This window comes from Actinomadura sp. 9N407, assembly GCF_044326315.1.
Lineage (GTDB): Bacteria > Actinomycetota > Actinomycetes > Streptosporangiales > Streptosporangiaceae > Spirillospora.
Genome location: NZ_JBIRAW010000022.1, coordinates 71,686 through 87,370, shown reverse-complemented (window position 1 = coordinate 87,370; position 15,685 = coordinate 71,686). Strand labels below are relative to the sequence as shown.

General features: G+C 71.0%; 15 protein-coding genes and 1 pseudogene. 7 read left to right on the top strand and 9 right to left on the bottom strand.

Annotated elements, in window-relative coordinates; all coding sequences use genetic code 11:
- Positions 1-194: 194 nt before the first annotated feature.
- A pseudogene (locus tag ACH34Q_RS29965) lies at positions 195-932 on the bottom strand (PhoH family protein); the annotation flags it as partial.
- Between the two features lie 182 nt (positions 933-1,114).
- Positions 1,115-1,459, bottom strand: coding sequence for a histidine triad nucleotide-binding protein (locus tag ACH34Q_RS29960; protein WP_395986442.1), 345 nt, complete (start codon positions 1,457-1,459; stop codon positions 1,115-1,117).
- Positions 1,460-1,895: 436 nt separating this feature from the next.
- On the opposite strand from ACH34Q_RS29960, the gene ACH34Q_RS29955 reads away from it, so the two are divergent.
- Together ACH34Q_RS29955 and ACH34Q_RS29950 are read left to right on the top strand one after the other, a co-directional pair.
- Positions 1,896-2,483 (top strand): SigE family RNA polymerase sigma factor, encoded by a 588-nt coding sequence (locus ACH34Q_RS29955; protein ID WP_395986441.1) that lies wholly within the window; start codon positions 1,896-1,898, stop codon positions 2,481-2,483.
- Positions 2,480-3,160, top strand: coding sequence for a hypothetical protein (locus tag ACH34Q_RS29950; protein WP_395986440.1), 681 nt, complete (start codon positions 2,480-2,482; stop codon positions 3,158-3,160). Before ACH34Q_RS29955 ends, ACH34Q_RS29950 begins: the two co-directional genes overlap by 4 nt.
- A gap of 123 nt (positions 3,161-3,283) precedes the next feature.
- Here the strand turns inward: ACH34Q_RS29950 and ACH34Q_RS29945 are convergent, their stop codons facing one another.
- The 3 genes from ACH34Q_RS29945 to hrcA form a co-directional block, all read right to left on the bottom strand.
- On the bottom strand, positions 3,284-4,009 hold the full coding sequence (locus tag ACH34Q_RS29945; RefSeq protein WP_395986439.1) for a 16S rRNA (uracil(1498)-N(3))-methyltransferase: 726 nt from the start codon (positions 4,007-4,009) through the stop codon (positions 3,284-3,286).
- Positions 4,010-4,079: 70 nt separating this feature from the next.
- Positions 4,080-5,216 carry a molecular chaperone DnaJ gene (gene dnaJ / locus ACH34Q_RS29940; protein WP_395986438.1) on the bottom strand — a complete coding sequence of 379 codons (1,137 nt, stop codon included), beginning with the start codon at positions 5,214-5,216 and terminating at the stop codon, positions 4,080-4,082.
- Positions 5,217-6,230 (bottom strand): heat-inducible transcriptional repressor HrcA, encoded by a 1,014-nt coding sequence (hrcA, locus tag ACH34Q_RS29935; RefSeq protein WP_395986437.1) that lies wholly within the window; start codon positions 6,228-6,230, stop codon positions 5,217-5,219.
- A gap of 116 nt (positions 6,231-6,346) precedes the next feature.
- Between hrcA and ACH34Q_RS29930 the strand changes: the two genes are divergently transcribed.
- Both ACH34Q_RS29930 and ACH34Q_RS29925 read left to right on the top strand, forming a co-directional pair.
- Entirely contained in the window at positions 6,347-7,246 is a 900-nt protein-coding gene (locus ACH34Q_RS29930) for a DUF3097 domain-containing protein (protein WP_395986436.1), read from the top strand.
- A 61-nt stretch (positions 7,247-7,307) separates the two neighbouring features.
- Complete coding sequence (locus tag ACH34Q_RS29925) at positions 7,308-7,928, top strand: DUF4870 domain-containing protein (protein ID WP_395986435.1); 621 nt, start codon at positions 7,308-7,310, stop codon at positions 7,926-7,928.
- A gap of 29 nt (positions 7,929-7,957) precedes the next feature.
- Here ACH34Q_RS29925 and hemW read toward each other — a convergent pair whose 3' ends face one another.
- Positions 7,958-9,169 (bottom strand): radical SAM family heme chaperone HemW, encoded by a 1,212-nt coding sequence (hemW, locus tag ACH34Q_RS29920; RefSeq protein WP_395986434.1) that lies wholly within the window; start codon positions 9,167-9,169, stop codon positions 7,958-7,960.
- Positions 9,170-9,254: 85 nt separating this feature from the next.
- Positions 9,255-9,695 carry a hypothetical protein gene (locus ACH34Q_RS29915; RefSeq protein WP_395986433.1) on the bottom strand — a complete coding sequence of 147 codons (441 nt, stop codon included), beginning with the start codon at positions 9,693-9,695 and terminating at the stop codon, positions 9,255-9,257.
- A 104-nt stretch (positions 9,696-9,799) separates the two neighbouring features.
- Here ACH34Q_RS29915 and ACH34Q_RS29910 point away from each other — a divergent pair, with 104 nt between their 5' ends.
- The 3 genes from ACH34Q_RS29910 (at position 9,800) to ACH34Q_RS29900 (ending at position 12,745) form a co-directional block, all read left to right on the top strand.
- The gene (locus ACH34Q_RS29910; RefSeq protein WP_395986432.1) at positions 9,800-10,693 is read left to right on the top strand and encodes a hypothetical protein; all 894 of its coding nucleotides are present in this window, start codon (positions 9,800-9,802) and stop codon (positions 10,691-10,693) included.
- Positions 10,694-10,775: 82 nt separating this feature from the next.
- The gene (locus ACH34Q_RS29905) at positions 10,776-12,203 is read left to right on the top strand and encodes a hypothetical protein (protein WP_395986431.1); all 1,428 of its coding nucleotides are present in this window, start codon (positions 10,776-10,778) and stop codon (positions 12,201-12,203) included.
- A gap of 59 nt (positions 12,204-12,262) precedes the next feature.
- Complete coding sequence (locus ACH34Q_RS29900; protein ID WP_395986430.1) at positions 12,263-12,745, top strand: DUF4870 domain-containing protein; 483 nt, start codon at positions 12,263-12,265, stop codon at positions 12,743-12,745.
- A gap of 17 nt (positions 12,746-12,762) precedes the next feature.
- Here the strand turns inward: ACH34Q_RS29900 and ACH34Q_RS29895 are convergent, their stop codons facing one another.
- Positions 12,763-13,527 carry a Uma2 family endonuclease gene (locus ACH34Q_RS29895; RefSeq protein WP_395986429.1) on the bottom strand — a complete coding sequence of 255 codons (765 nt, stop codon included), beginning with the start codon at positions 13,525-13,527 and terminating at the stop codon, positions 12,763-12,765.
- 122 nt (positions 13,528-13,649) lie between these two features.
- Positions 13,650-15,497 carry a translation elongation factor 4 gene (gene lepA / locus ACH34Q_RS29890; protein ID WP_395986428.1) on the bottom strand — a complete coding sequence of 616 codons (1,848 nt, stop codon included), beginning with the start codon at positions 15,495-15,497 and terminating at the stop codon, positions 13,650-13,652.
- Positions 15,498-15,685 lie beyond the last annotated feature (188 nt).

Below are 15,685 nucleotides of genomic sequence, written 5' to 3'. Positions count from 1 at the left end.
CGGTCGTCCCTCGTCGAAACCGCCCAGAGGTGCTCGGCCGTGCACGGCACCGACGCCCCGTCCTGGGTGGTGACCCGGAAGATCTCCTTCTCCCCCTGGGGATAGACGCCCAGCACGGGGGTGGGCTCACCGTTCGACCCCACCACGAGGTCACCGACCTCCAGGTCGCCGATATGTCGGAATCCTTCGGGGGTGAGGACTTTGGTGGAGTTTGGGTGGGCACGTCCGCGCATGTACGCCAGGGGGGCCACCTCGATGGTGCCGGCGGCCATCAGGCGGGGGATGGAGTCGGGGTCGACCATGTCGTGCAGCGCGTCGTACAGCGGCCGCAGGTAGGGGTCGATCTTCTCGTAGAGGGTGCCGGGCAGGAAGCCGAGCCGCTCGCCGGCCTCGACCGCCGGGCGGGTCAGGATGATCCGGTTGACCTGCTTGTCCTGCAGGGCGCGGACGGCCTTGGCCATCGCCAGGTAGGTCTTGCCGGTGCCGGCCGGGCCGATCCCGAACACGATCGTGTGCTTGTCGATCGAGTCGACGTAGCGCTTCTGGTTCAGGGTCTTCGGCCGGATCGTGCGGCCCCGGCTGGACAGCACGTCCAGGGTCAGCACCTCGGCCGGGCGCTCCTCGGCCGGGTTGCGCAGCATCGCCAGGCTCCGCTCGACCGCGTCGGGGGTGAGCTGGGTCCCGCTCCTGAGCAGGTCGATCAGCTCGGCGAACAGCCGGGACACCAGCTCGGTCTCGGAGCCGGCGCCGGTCACCGTGATCTCGTTGCCGCGGACATGGATGTCGCTGTGGAACGCGCGCTCGATGACGTGGAGCAACTCATCCCGCGAGCCCAGCAGGCTCACCATCGAATGGTCGTCCGGCACCACGATCTTGATCTGGGACCGCGAGCGGGCCCCGTCACCGCGTCCCGCGTGAGTTGATTCGACCATCAGCCGGGCCTTGCGGCCTCTCCGACCTGCCTTCTGTCGCTGCGGTGTGTCGTGCTCGTGTCCCTTCCCATGGTACTGGCCGTGCACGACGTCACGCCGCCGGTTTTCCGCTTGTTCATTCCGGTTCGCCGCGCGCGAAACGTCGGAGCCGCGGGGCGCCGATCAGCCGGCCGGCCGACGGATCAGCCGGGCGGCCAGTTGAGGCCACGGCCGCCCAGGACGTGGGCGTGCACGTGGAAGACGGTCTGGCCGGCCTGGGCGCCGGTGTTGAACACGACGCGGTAGCCCGTGTCGGCGATGCCCTCGTCCACGGCGACCTGGTGCGCCTCGCCCAGCACCTCCGCCAGCAGCCCGGCGTCGGCGGCGGCGAGCTCGGCGGCGGTCGGGTGGTGGGCACGCGGGATGACCAGGACATGCGTCGGGGCCTGCGGGTTGATGTCGCGGAACGCGACCGTCCCCGCCGACTCGCGAACGATCTTCGCGGGCACGTCGCCCGACACGATCTTGCAGAACAGGCAGTCCGTCATCGTTCTCCTCCCGCGCGTGGCCACGATCCCGGTGATCCTATCGAGACCGCTCCGCCCATGGCCCCGGGGTGGTCGGCCCGGATAGGGTCGCGCTGATCAACAGGCGGATTGATCAACTACTGACCGGTTCGGACCTTTTTCGTCCCGCGGCTGGATTAGGGTTGTCAACTCAGGCGTACCCCCGGCCCGGCAAGCGGCGCCACGCCTCCCGACCGGCCGCTTCACCCCGTCGCGTCCGCCGGGGGACAGACCGTCCGAGAGGACGGCGGGGGTCGGCGAAGGCGGCTGGGGTCGGCGAAGGCGGCTGATAGGTGACCGAGGCGGGACCAGCACAGCATGCCCTTTACATCTAGGGCGGACGGGTTGACTGAGGCAGGACCAGCACAGCATGCCCTTTACATCTAGGGCGGACAGGTTGACTGAGGCAAGACAGAAAATGCCCTTTCGTAAACCGGACGACGAGGGTGGGCGTCCCACTGACGTGACAGAGACCCTCGTGGCCAGGGGCACGGCGGGTGCGGTGGCCGTGGCCTGGGATGCCGACCAGGCGGTTACCGCGCTCTACAGTGCCAACTACCGCTCGCTGGTACGGCTGGCGGCCATGCTCGTACGCGATGCCGGGACGGCCGAGGAGGTCGTCCAGGACGCGTTCGTGGCGATGCACGGCGGCTGGCGGCGGCTGCGCGATCCCGACAAGGCGCTGTCCTACCTGCGCCAGTCGGTGGTCAACCGGTCGCGGTCGGTGCTGCGGCACCGCGCGGTCGTCGAGAAGTACGCCCCCAAGGGACTGCCCGACGCTCCCAGCGCGGAGGCCGGGGCCATCGGGGAGCTCGAACGCTCCGCGGTCGTCCAGGCGCTCCACAAGCTCCCCACCCGCCAGCGGGAGGCTCTCGTCCTGCGCTACTACGCCGATCTCTCCGAAGCGCAGATCGCCCAGGCCATGGGCATCTCCCGCGGTGCCGTCAAGAGTCACACGGCACGCGGCATGTCCGCGCTACGCAACACCCTGGAGCAGTTCTCATGACCACCGAGCCCCACGACGAGCACGGCGAGATCCTCCGCCGCGCCCTGCACGCGGAGGCGGAGGCGGTCATCCCCGCGCCCGACGGGCTGGAACGGATCCGCACCCGCGTCGACGAGCGGGCGCAGCGCCGGTTCGGCTGGAACTGGTTCTTCGGCTTCTCCGGTACGGGCCTCGGCGTGGCGTGGGGCCGCCCTGTCCTGGCCGTCGCCGCCGCGGTGCTGATCGCCGGTATCGGCGTCACCGCCCCGCAGACGATCGACCTCATCCAGTCCGCCGGCAGCAACGGCCCGTCCGATCCCGGTCAGCACGCCGGTCCCGGCGGCGGTCCGGGCGGCCCGCAGGGCGTCCCGCCCAACTCGCAGGTGCCGGCGTCGCCCGGCACGAGCGAGAGCGGCGCCCCGGCCGAGTCGGGTTCGCCGTCACCGGACACCTCGCTGGGTTCGACCGCGTGCGCCACGCCGCCCGCGACCGGCTCGCCCACCGCGAGCGCCAGCCCGAGCACCAAGGCCGGGTCCGACCCGGGCGCGACGCCCTGCCCGAGCGGGACCCCGTCGACCTCGCCGACGCCGAGCCCGTCGGACTCCGGCTCCGCCCAGCCCAACCCGCCCGACACGACGGAGCCGCCGGTCACCGAGGAGCAGCCGGCCCCGGCGCGTGCGGAAGAGCCCGCCGCCTGATCTGACCGCACGTTCCGGCCGGGTCCGCCGCCCTTGAGGCTGCGGGCCCGGTCTTTTGGCTTTGGGTGCGTCCGGTGGGTCGGCTTCAGGTGGGTCGGCTGCGGGTGGGACGGCTGTGCCGCGTCACCAGCGGCCGGTGGCGGCCAGCAGCACTGAGGCGGCGGCCACGCCCGCCGTGGAGGTACGCAGCACTGTGGGGCCGAGGCGTACGGTCTGGGCACCCGCGGCGGCGAAAGCGGCCAGCTCGTCCTCGGTGATCCCGCCTTCCGGGCCGACCACGATGACGATCTCGCCCGTAGCCGGGGGACGCACCGCGCTGAGCGGGCCGGTGGCCTCCTCGTGCAGGACCAGACCGGCCCCGGCGGCGGCGAGACGTTCGGTCACCTGGGATGTCGTGGCGAGCTCCGCGACCTCCGGCAGCCGGCTGCGGCGCGCCTGCTTGGCGGCCTCCCGCGCGGCACCGCGCCAGCGGCCCAGCGCCTTCTCCCGGCGTTCGGGTCGCCACTGGGTGACGCAGCGCGAGGCGGCCCACGGGACGATCTCGTCCACGCCCACCTCGGTCATCGTCTCCACGGCCAGCTCGCCCCGGTCGCCCTTGGGCAGGGCCTGGACGACCACCAGGCGCGGCTCGGGGGCCGGCTGGTGGTGCCGGGCCAGGACGTCCAGGGTGAGCGAGGCCCGGTCGGCCGTGACGACCACGCATTCGGCCAGCAGGCCCGCGCCGTCGGTGAGGTCGACGCGCTCGCCGGGCCGCAGCCGCTTGACGGTGGCCGCGTGCCGGCCCTCGGCGCCGCCGAGGGTCACGCGGTCGCCGCCGAGGTCGTCGGCCAGGAACACCGGCGGGCTCATGACCGCTTCCCCGCGGTCATGAGCGCCGTTCCTCGTCGCGGCCCTCGTGGTAGGCCGTCACCGTCACTCTTCAATGCTGGTTGAAGACGTCCCGCAGGCGGGAGAAGACGTTGCGCTGGCCAGGGGCGAAGCGTCCGGGGGGACGCTCCTCGCCGCGCAGTTTGGCCAGCGCCCGCAGCAGTTCCTCCTGCTCCTCGTCGAGCCGGTGCGGGGTCTCGACGTCGACATGGATCATCAGGTCGCCGCGGCCGCTCTCGTTGAGATGCCGGACGCCGCGCCCGTACAGCGTGATGACCTGGCCCGACTGCGTGCCGGGCTTGATGTCGACGTCCTCGGCGCCGTCCAGCGTCTCGATCGTGACGCTGGTGCCGAGCGCGGCGGCGGTCATCGGGATCTGCACCGTGCAGTGCAGGTCGTCGCCCTCGCGCTCGAAGATCTCGTGCGGCTTCTCGACGATCTCCAGGAACAGGTCGCCGGCCGGGCCGCCGCCGGGGCCGACCTCGCCCTCGCCCGCCAGCTGGATGTGGATGCCGTTCTCGACGCCGGCCGGGATCTTGACCTTGACCGTACGGCGGGTACGGACCCGGCCGTCGCCCGAGCACTCCGGGCACGGGGTCCGGATCACGCTGCCGAAGCCGCCGCACTGCGGGCAGGGGCGGGCCGTCATGACCTGGCCGAGGAACGAGCGCTGCACCTGCTGGACCTCGCCGCGCCCGTGACAGGTGTCACAGGTGTCGGGGTGGGTGCCGGGGGCGCAGCCGGAGCCGGAACAGGACGTGCAGGCCACCGCCGTGTCGACGGTCAGCTCGCGGGTCGTCCCGAAGGCGCTCTCGCCGAGGTCGAGCTCGACCCGCAGCGTGGCGTTGCGGCCGCGGCGGGCGCGGGTGCGCGGGCCGCGGGTGGCCGAGGTGCCGAAGAAGGCGTCCATGATGTCGCTGAACGGGAATCCGGCGCCGCCGAAGCCGCCGGCGCCCGCGCCACCGCCGCCCGGCGCGAACGGATCCGCGCCCAGGTCGTACATCTCGCGCTTCTTGGGGTCGGAGAGCACCTCGTAGGCCTGGGTGATCTCCTTGAATCGCTCCTGGGTCTCCGGATCCGGGTTCACGTCCGGATGGAGCTCCCGGGCGAGCCGCCGATAGGCCTTCTTGACCTCGTCCGGGCCGGCGTCGCGGCGGACGCCCAGGGTCGCGTAGTAGTCGTTTGCCACTTACGACCCCGCCAGGATCTGTCCGACGTAGCGTGCCACTGCCCGTACCGCTCCCATCGTGCCGGGGTAATCCATGCGTGTCGGCCCGAGCACTCCCAGCCGGGCCAGGGTCATGTCGCCGACGCCATAGTCGGCCACGACCACAGACGTGGATCGGAGTCCCTCATCGGGGTTCTCGGTGCCGATCCGCACCGTAACTGTAGAGGAGTCGCCGGTCTCGCCGAGCAGCCTCATCAGCACCACTTGTTCCTCCAGGGCCTCGAGCACCTCGCGCAGGCTCTTGGAGAAGTCCACCGCGGCCAGGTTGGCCGCGCCGGCGAAGACGATCTTCTCATCGTGCTTCTCCACCAGCGACTCCAGCAGCACCGAGAGCACCGCGGCCAGCACCGGCCGGTCTTCGGGCTGGACCCGTTCCGGCAGGTCGGCCACCGCGCTCGGGACCTCGCCGAGCCCGCAGCCGTCGAGGCACGTGTTGAGCAACGCCCGCAGGTGCCCGATCGATTCCTCGGACAGCTCGTTGGGGCTCTCGATCATGCGCTGCTCGACCCGGCCGGTGTCGGTGATCAGCACCAGCAGCAGCCGGTGCGCGCCCACCGGGACCAGCTCGACGTGCTGCACCGCCGAGCGGGTCAGCGAGGGGTACTGCACCACCGCGACCTGCCGGGTGAGCTGGGCCAGCAGCCGTACGGTGCGGCCCACCACGTCGTCGAGGTCGTACGCGCCGCTGAGGAAGGTCTCGATCGCGCGCCGCTCGGCGCTGGACAGCGGCTTGATCGTGGACAGCCGGTCGACGAACAGCCGGTAGCCCTTGTCCGTGGGGACGCGGCCGGCGCTGGTGTGGGGCTGGTGGATGTACCCCTGCTCCTCCAGCACGGCCATGTCGTTGCGGATCGTCGCCGACGACACGCCCAGGTTGTGCCGGTCCACCAAGGCCTTGGAGCCCACCGGCTCGTTGGTGGAGACGTAGTCCTCGACAATGGCGCGCAGGACCGCGAGTTTCCTGTCGTCGAGCACGTGGTCACCTCCTCTGCCCCGTACTGGCACTCCGTACTTCCGAGTGCCAAGTGTACGGGCACCCGAGCCGAGTTCGGAGGTGCCGGCGGCGTCAGGGCTCGTTAGAGTGCCTGAGCGTGCGGAGCAAGGACTATGGCGACGACATCCTGTCCGGTGGCCGGGGGCGCGGCGGCCGGCGGCTCGGACGCGGCCCGCGCGGCGGGCCCGTACCCGCGAGCCGGCCCCCGGAGGCCCCCGAGATCCCGGAGATCCCCGCCGACCCGGGGCTGGTCGCGGAGGATCCCGGCAGCGGCTTCTGCGGCGCGGTGGTGGCCTGCGACAAGTTCGGCGTGACGCTGGAGGACCGGTTCGGCAAGCGGCGGGTGTTCCCGCTCACCGAGGCGGCGTTCCTGATCGACGGCGAACCGGTGACCCTCGTACGGCCCGTCCCCGGTACCGGTGCCGGTGGCGCGGGCAGGGCGGCGGCGCGTTCCGCGTCGGGCTCGATCGCGGTCCAGGGGCTGCGCGCCCAGGTGGCCAAGGAGAGCCGCATCTACGTGGAGGGCGTCCACGACGCCGAGCTGGTGGAGAAGATCTGGGGGCACGACCTGCGCGTCGAGGGCGTCGTCGTGGAGTACCTGGAGGGGATCGACGACCTGCCCGCCATCGTGGCCGAGTTCGCGCCCGGCCCGGGACGCCGCCTGGGCGTGCTCGTCGACCATCTGGTGCAGGGATCCAAGGAGAGCCGGATCGCCGCACAGGTGTCCTCGCCTCACGTCCTCATCACCGGTCACCCGTTCATCGACGTCTGGGAGGCGGTCAAGCCGTCGGCGGTCGGAATTTCCGCCTGGCCGCGCGTGCCTCGCGGCGTACCCTGGAAGGAAGGGGTGCTCGCCGCACTGGGCTGGGAGGATGACGTGCGCGCAGGATGGAAGCGGATCCTCGGCTCGGTGAGCGCCTTCACCGACCTCGAACCCTCACTGCTCGGCCGGGTCGAGGAACTCATCGACTTCGTCACCGCCCCAGAGGAGCCCTAGCGGCCCCTCACCCACTCCCCCGCGCCTTCCTGATCGCCGCCAGCCCCCAGAGGAGCACGCGATGTCGTACGGGCCTCCGGAACAACCAGGGTACGGACAGCAGCAGCCCGACTATGGGCAACAGCAACCTGGCTACGGACAGCAGCCGCAGCAGCCGGGGTACGAGCAACAGCAGCAGCCGGGCTACGGCCAGGCACCGGGTTACGAGCAGCAGGCGTACGGGCAGCCGGGCTATGGGCAGCAGGGGTACGGGCAGCCCGGCTACGGGCAGGCGCCCGGGTACGGCCAGGCACCGGGCTACGGCGCGCAGATGCAGCCGTACGGCGCCGCGGTCCAGGGCTACGGGCAGACGACGCCGGACGAGCGCCAGTGGGCGCTGATGGGCCATCTCGGCCAGTTCCTGATCGGGTTCGTCTCGCCGCTGCTGGTCTACCTGATCAAGAAGGACGAGTCGGCGTTCCTGCGCCACCACGGCGCCCAGGGCCTCAATCTGGCGATCAGCCAGTTCGTGTACCTGATGATCAACCTCCTGCTCAGCGTGGTCACGTTCGGGCTCTGGCTGATCCCGACCTTCGCGCTGGGGGTGGCCCAGATCGTTTACCTGGTCATGGCCGCGGTGGCCGGCAACCGGGGCGAGTGGTACCGCTTCCCGTCCTTCATGGCCTGGCCCATGATCAAGTGACCTGGCCCGCCTGGATCAGGTGAGCCGGATCAGGTGAGATCGCGGACGACCGCGTCGGCGAGCAGCCGGCCGCGCCCGGTGAGAACGGCGCGGCCGTCCCGCTCGTAGGGGTCCGGCTCGATCAGCCCGTCCGCGATCGCCCGCCGTACCGCCGCGCCGTCCAGCAGTTCCGCGGGGCAGCCGGAGGCCAGCCGCAGTTCCAGCATGACGCGTTCGACGTGCCGGTCCTCGTCGGCGAGGACCTCGCGGGCGTGCGCGGGTGTGACGTGCTCCGCGAGGCGGGCGGCGTAAGCGGCGGGATGCTTGACGTTCCACCAGCGCGTGCCGCCCACATGACTGTGCGCACCGGGGCCTACGCCCCACCAGTCGGCCCCGGTCCAGTAGAGGAGGTTGTGCCGGCAGGCGGATTCGGGCGCGGTGGCCCAATTGGATATCTCGTACCAGCGGAGGCCCTGGGCGCTCAGCAGCTCGTCCGCCATGAGGTACCGGTCGGCCATCGCGTCGTCATCCGGGGCGGCCAGCTCTCCCCTGCGTACCTGCGCGGCCAGCCGGGTCCCCTCTTCCACGATCAGCGCGTACGCCGACACGTGGTCAGGGCTCAATTCCAGGGCCGCCTCCAGGGAGGCCCTCCAGTCGTCGTCGCTCTCGCCCGGGGTGCCGTAGATGAGATCCAGGTTGATGTGCTCGAAGCCCGCCTTGCGGGTCCATTCCACGACCTGCGGCACACGGCCCGGTGTGTGCGTGCGCTCTAGAACGGCCAGCACGTGTTCGCGTGCGCTTTGCATGCCGTACGAGACCCGCGTGAACCCCACCTCGCGCAACCGGCCGAGGTAGCGCTCGTCCACTGATTCCGGATTGGCCTCCGTGGTGACCTCCGCGCCTGGCGCGAGCCCGAATTCCGTGTCGATCGCCTTGAGGACGCGCCCTAGGTCATCCGGGGACAGCAGCGTGGGGGTGCCCCCACCCACGAAGACCGTCTCCACCGGCAATGCCGCATCGCCCAGTACGCGCCGGGCCAGGCGAACCTCTTGGATCGCCGTCTCGGCGTAGGAGTCCCTGCTCGCCCCAGGCCCCAGCTCGGTGGCCGTGTAGGTGTTGAAGTCGCAGTAGCCGCACCGCGTCACGCAGAACGGGACGTGCACGTAGAACGCGAACGGCCGTTCCCCCAGGCCCTTGAGAGCGGCAGGGGGCAGCGCCCCATCGGCGGGGACGGGGTCGCCATCAGGCAGGGTCGCGGGCACACGTCCAGTCTGCCGTGCGTGCCGCGCTGCTCCGTCCCCCTGGAACGTGCCCCGGAATGTGCCTTACAGGCGCGCCGTCAGGCGTCTAGGCGTCGCGGAGCTTGTCGCGCAGCCAGTCGGGGGTGTTCTCGTCGGAGCGCGGGAAGCGTTCAAGGTCCATGGCGTACGCGGACGGGTTGAGCGGCGGGTTGAACTCCGGCTCGCCGTCGTAGTCGAACTCGGCGCTGAACCGGCCGCCGCGCCGCACGTCCAGCCGGGCGGTGAACCAGGCCCCTTTGCCTTGCCGGTACATCGCCCGGCGCAGCTCGTCCATCTTGCCGACCGCCTGCCCGGGCGGGGTGGCGGTGCGCATCGCGCCCGTGGCGTCCACCACCTCGAAGGAGACGCTGTCGATGCCGACCGTCGCCCGGAACTCGAACCCGAGCCGCTCCCACCCGTCGGGGGCCGCCGAACGCAGCGCGCGGACGGCGTCGTTCACCGCCTCCCGCTCCTTCGGTGACTGCAGGACCTGCTCGGAGTGCGCCACGGTCGAACCTCCGGAACGGTAAAGGTGACTGCCCTCCCGACCGTACCGACCTCACGCCCCAGGTCGAGCAGCGGTGGCCGTGTCGCGCCGATAAGGTCGTCCGGGTGGCTGATCAGGGGGCGGTGCAGTACGGGCGGGTGCCCACACGCGTGCTGTTGTGCGGTGAGGCGGACGGCTGGCGCTACACCGTCGTCGATCAGCATGGAGACGAGGAACACGTTCGCTTGGGCGGGCCCGGCGTACGTTGGCAAGCCCCGACGGGACACCGGCGCCAGGACCCTGAGCCCCCGTGGTGGCGCCGCCACCTGGACGAGACGGCCGAAGCGCTCCGCGGCCATATCGAACGGACGCTGACGGACCGTGCGTTCACCGAACTGGGCTCCGAAACCACCATCGCGTGGTTCGCCGTAGAGGAACCGGCGGCTTGGGAAGGCCTCATCACCCTTCGCGAACCCGATCCCGCCCGCTTCCCTGGCGAAGTGGACCCGTTCATCGTGACCCTGGAGCCAGGACGCGGCGCGCTGCTTCCCGATGCGCACCTGCTGTTCTCCACGCTGTCCTGCGACGCCTGGACGACGCTCGCGGCCGTTTCCGAGCGCTGCGGCACGCCCCCGCCCAGCGCGTCGTTCCTGTGCGGGTACACCGGGCACCGCAGCGTGCGCGTCGGCCGGGGCAGTCTCGACGTCTCCACGCAGCGCGGGGACGACGGCACCGAACGGGTCGCCGAGATCCACGGCGTCCGCGGCGGCGGCTGGGGCGGCAATCCCGAGCTGCGGCTGCGGCTGAACGGCATCGACCTGCTGAACGAGCCCGCCGCGGACGTCGTCGCGCTCTTCCGCGATCTCGGCGACGAGATCCTCCCCTGGGGCCGGCACGGCTTCCGGCTGCCCGCGATGGGCCTGGCCCTGCACAGACCGGCCGAGGAGCCCGCTGAGCGCTTCACAGGCGCCTCACTGGCCCATCCCTCCACCATCGCCTCCCGGAACCGGCAGCGTTAGCCTCACGGCCTCACGGGTCCGACATCCGCGAGGGGCCCGTTCGTCACCCAAACGCAATCCGGCTTCTCTAGATTCGTCGATCATGAGAGCCCGTGCGCGCGCCACCGCCGTCGCCCTCGCCGCCGCCGTCGGCGGGGCCCCGCTGCTGATCGCCCTCCCCGGCCAGGCGGTCGCGGCCGGCGCCTTCGTGATCGAACGCGGCGGCCCCGCGCGGACGTTCACGTTCACCGCCGCCCGCGACGGCGAGGCCGTCATCGGCTTCACGGCCGCCGCTCCCGGCGTCTCCTGGGCCCGCAAGGGCGCCGAATCCGCCGTCGTGGCGGTGGACGTGGACGGCCGCCACGTCACCGACCTCGTCGTCCCCGGGGCCGACCCCACCCGGCGCAGCCTCGGCCTCGGACCCGTACGGCAAGGCCCGCACAAGGTGACCCTGCGGTTCGCCAAGGGCAGCGCACCGGCCGCGCAACGCGTCACCCTGGCCCGTCCCCAAGTACGCATGCCCGACCAGGTCGCGCTGCGGCACTCCCCCATAGTGGTGGGACGTACCGGCTGGCCCTTCGGCGACCCGTACCAGAACGCCCGTACCGACACCCCGCTCCTTGCCTGGCACGAATCACGCCCCGCGGCCACTCCCGGGCACCGCGTCCTGGAGTACTCGATGGTGTTCAGCAACGAGGACGGCGGCACCGACACCCCCGCCCTCATGGCGCGCTGGGGCCGTTCGACCGACATCGAATGGGTCTACCAGGTCGAGGTGGACGAGCAGGGCCGCCGCGTAGGCGGAACGGGTGTCTACCAGGGACCGCAGCACTTCACGCTGAAGTTCACCGGACGCTACGAGGGAGACCATCCCGTCCTGCAGACGTGCACGTCCAACAACAACATGTGCGACGTCATCTCCCCTGACCCGCCCCTGCGCTTCCTCCCGGACGCCTCACGGACGCGTCCCGCCGACCGCGCCCGCGAAGTCGTCATGGAGCCCTGGACGTATCGCGTCATGGCCCAGGAGATGCTCCGCGAGGGCCGGATCGAGAAGCCCTCCGACCCTGCCACCCGGGAGGTCGGCGACCCGCGAACGTACCTGTTCGCCGAACTCGCCAAAACGACGGGCGCGCCCACCGCCTGGGGCTCGGCGCCGGGGGTCTCCCTGGGGATCCGCCTTGAAGGAGACGCCCGCCTCTACCGTTCCGACCACGGCGAGCGCGCCTGGTCCATCGAACGTGACGGACCCGCCTCCACCACGGTGGAGTTGCCGCCCGGCACCACCGTCGGCGACATCGCGAGCATCGAGGCCATACGAACGCCCATGGGCCTCGGCGACAACGGCGCCCCCGCCACAGTCACCGCACTGCAGCGCGGCTTCTTCCTTGACCGGGCCTACCGTCCGGGCCCGTCCACCGTCCGATGGGCCGGATCCGTCACCCTCACCCCACAGGCCCCGACCGCCGTTCTGTGGACGAATCGATCGAGAACCATCGGGAACCCTCGAACTTCAGGCGCGTCCAAGTAGTCGTACACTTCGCCAAAGCCTGAAGCGCCCTCGCAGCGCACTCGGAGAGGACACGCGCCATGGCCTACGGGCCTCCGCCATCGCCCGGCTACGGTCAGCAGCAGAACCCCGGCCAGCAGAATCCCGGCCAGCCGGGCTACGGTCAGCAGCCCGGGTGGCAGCAGCCGCCGCCGCGTACCAGCCCCATGCCCGAGCACCAGGGCCCGGTGAGCCACGATGACAAGTCCTGGGCGCTCATGGCGTACCTGGGCCAGTTCCTGGTGGGCGCGATCGCCCCCGTGGTCGTCTTCTTCGGCAAGGGCCGCTCGCCCTTCGTCCGGCGGCACGCCGCCCAGGGCCTCAACATGGGCCTCGCCTCGATCTCGGTCTGGCTGGTCTTCGGCCTGCTCTCGCTGCTGCTGGAAGCGCTCATCTGGATACCGCTCGGCTTCACCGCCGCCGTGATGTTCTTCCTGGTGTACGCGGGGCGCGCGGCCAACCGCGGCGAGTTCCGGCAGGTCACGCCCTTCGTCGCCTGGCCCCTCCTCAAGACCCGCCGCTAGCGGGCGGTCTCGACGGCCTAGGACCCGCTCGGGCCGGGCAGGATGGTCATCGTGCCCGGCTCCCCGGGCGGCTGGTCGAGGCGTACGACCCGGCCGGGATAGGCGCGCTCGGCGATCTCGACGTCCCGCTCGTCCCAGTCGCCGTAGAAGACCGGGCAGCCGTCCCAGAGTTCGACCTTCTCCGCGCCCGTCGGCCACCGCCGGCCGAACACGTCGATCAGGATCGGGTCCTCGCTGTGCGGCAGATCGGGCCCGGTGTGCCCCGTCTGGAGCCATTCCGCCTGGATCTGGTCGGTCACGGTCATCGGCCTCCTGGGGGCGGGCCGGCGGGGCAGCCGGCGGAAGATCTTGTCGGGGGCGATCTCGATCGGGAACGGCCGGGTCACGGTGCACGACCGCCCCCAGGTCACCCGGGCCTCCTCGGCGTAGCGGCCGTCGTCGCTGAGCTCGTACACCAGCAGCTCGGGCTCGTCGCCCTTGACGTCCACCACCCAGTAGGACGGCACCCCGAACCGCTCGTACAGCCGCATCTTGTCGCCCAGATCCGGCTCGCGCGAGGCGTCCGAGGTGACCTCGACGGCCAGCAGCGGCACGCCCCGTACGTACCGGAGCGACGGGTCGGCCTGCTCCTTGCGGAAGACCACGAGATCGGCGCGGATCCAGGTGTCGTCGCCGAGCCACGCACCGGTGCCCGTCGACGACCTCTGCTCCGCCGTCTCCGCCAGCCCGACGGGAACCACCAGGCCGGAGACGAGGACCTGATGCAGCAACGTGTGAGTCACAACGCCCAGTGTCCTCGTGCGGACGCTACGTCACCACCGCTTTGCCGTATCGGGAAGAACTTCGCTCCCGCCGCCCGTGCGATCGACACATGCGGCCGGCCCGTGCGGTCGGCCCGTGCGGGCTACTTCTTGCCCTTGTCGGCGGGCGAGGTGTCGCCGGTGGAGAGCGCGGCCACGAAGGCCTCCTGCGGGACGTCGACACGGCCGATCGTCTTCATCCGCTTCTTGCCCTCCTTCTGCCTCTCCAGCAGCTTGCGCTTGCGGGAGATGTCGCCGCCGTAGCACTTGGCCAGGACGTCCTTGCGAATGGCGCGGATGTTCTCCCGGGCGATGATCCGGGCACCGATCGCGGCCTGGATCGGCACCTCGTACTGCTGGCGCGGGATGAGCTCCTTGAGCTTGGCCGTCATCATCAGCCCGTACTCGCGCGACTTGTCGCGGTGCACGATCTGGCTGAACGCGTCCACCGACTCCCCCTGCAGCAGGATGTCGACCTTGACCAGGTCGGACTCCTGCTCGGTGCTGGGCTCGTAGTCGAGCGAGGCGTAGCCGCGGGTGCGCGACTTCAGCTGGTCGAAGAAGTCGAAGATGATCTCCGCCAGCGGCAGCGTGTAGCGGATCTCGACGCGGTCCTCGGACAGGTAGTCCATGCCGAGCAGCACGCCGCGCCGCCCCTGGCACAGCTCCATGATCGCGCCGATGTGCTCGCTCGGGGACAGCAGGGTGGCCCGGACGACCGGCTCGTACACCTGGCTGATCTTGCCCTCGGGGAACTCGCTGGGGTTGGTGACCGTGTGCTCGGTGCCGTCCTCCATGACGACCCGGTAGATCACGTTCGGCGCGGTGGAGATCAGCGTCAGCCCGAACTCGCGCTCCAGCCGCTCCCGGACGATCTCCATGTGCAGCAGCCCGAGGAAACCGCAGCGGAACCCGAAGCCCAGCGCGGCCGACGTCTCCGGCTCGTAGACCAGCGCGGCGTCGTTCAGCTGCAGCCGGTCGAGCGCGTCGCGCAGCTCGGGATACTGGTCGCCGTCCAGCGGGTACAGGCCCGAGTAGACCATCGGCTTGGGGTCGCGGTAACCGCCCAGCGCCTGGGTGGCCCCCCGCGTGGACGTGGTCACGGTGTCGCCGACCCGCGCCTGGCGAACGTCCTTCACACCGGTGATCAGGTAACCGACCTCGCCGACGCCGAGCCCGCCCACCGCCTGCGGCTCCGGCGAGATCACCCCGACCTCGAGGGTCTCGTGCGAGTTGCCGGTGGACATCATCGTGCTCTTCTCGCGCCGCGACAGCCGCCCGTCGATGATCCGCACGTAGGTGACCACGCCGCGGTACGTGTCGTACACCGAGTCGAAGATCAGCGCCCGGGCCGGCGCGTCCGGGTCGCCGATCGGGCGCGGGACCGTCGCCACGATCCGGTCGAGCAGCTCCTTGACGCCCTCGCCGGTCTTGCCGGAGACGCGCAGCACGTCGGACGGGTCGCAGCCGATGATCCCGGCCAGCTCCGCGGCGTACTTGTCGGGCTGCGCCGCGGGCAGGTCGATCTTGTTGAGCACCGGGATGAGGTGCAGCCCCGCCTCGATCGCCAGGTAGAGGTTGGCCAGCGTCTGCGCCTCGATGCCCTGGGCGGCGTCCACCAGCAGCACCGCGCCCTCGCACGCCGCCAGCGACCGGGACACCTCGTACGAGAAGTCCACGTGGCCGGGGGTGTCGATCAGGTTGAGCACATAGCCGGTGCCGTCCGGGCCGGTCCACGGCAGCCGGACCGCCTGGCTTTTGATCGTGATTCCGCGCTCGCGCTCGATGTCCATCCGATCGAGGTACTGCGCGCGCATCCGGCGCTCCTCGACGACTCCGGTCAGCTGCAGCATGCGGTCCGCGAGCGTCGACTTTCCATGGTCGATGTGCGCGATGATGCAGAAGTTCCGGATGATCGCGGGATCGGTGTTGTTAGGCTCAGGCGCTGGCACCGGGGTCCGTTCACAGCTCGCTGGTGGGCAGGGATATGGCAGATCTTGCCGTATCCCATGGTCCCATGCGTGGCCGGATGCTCCGTACGGCACCCGGTTTGGGCGCGGGCCGCAGGATTGGTACGCTGTGACACTGCGTGTGGCGTACCGTCGTGCCCTGGGGCACCGTCGCCCCCGTCTATCGAACG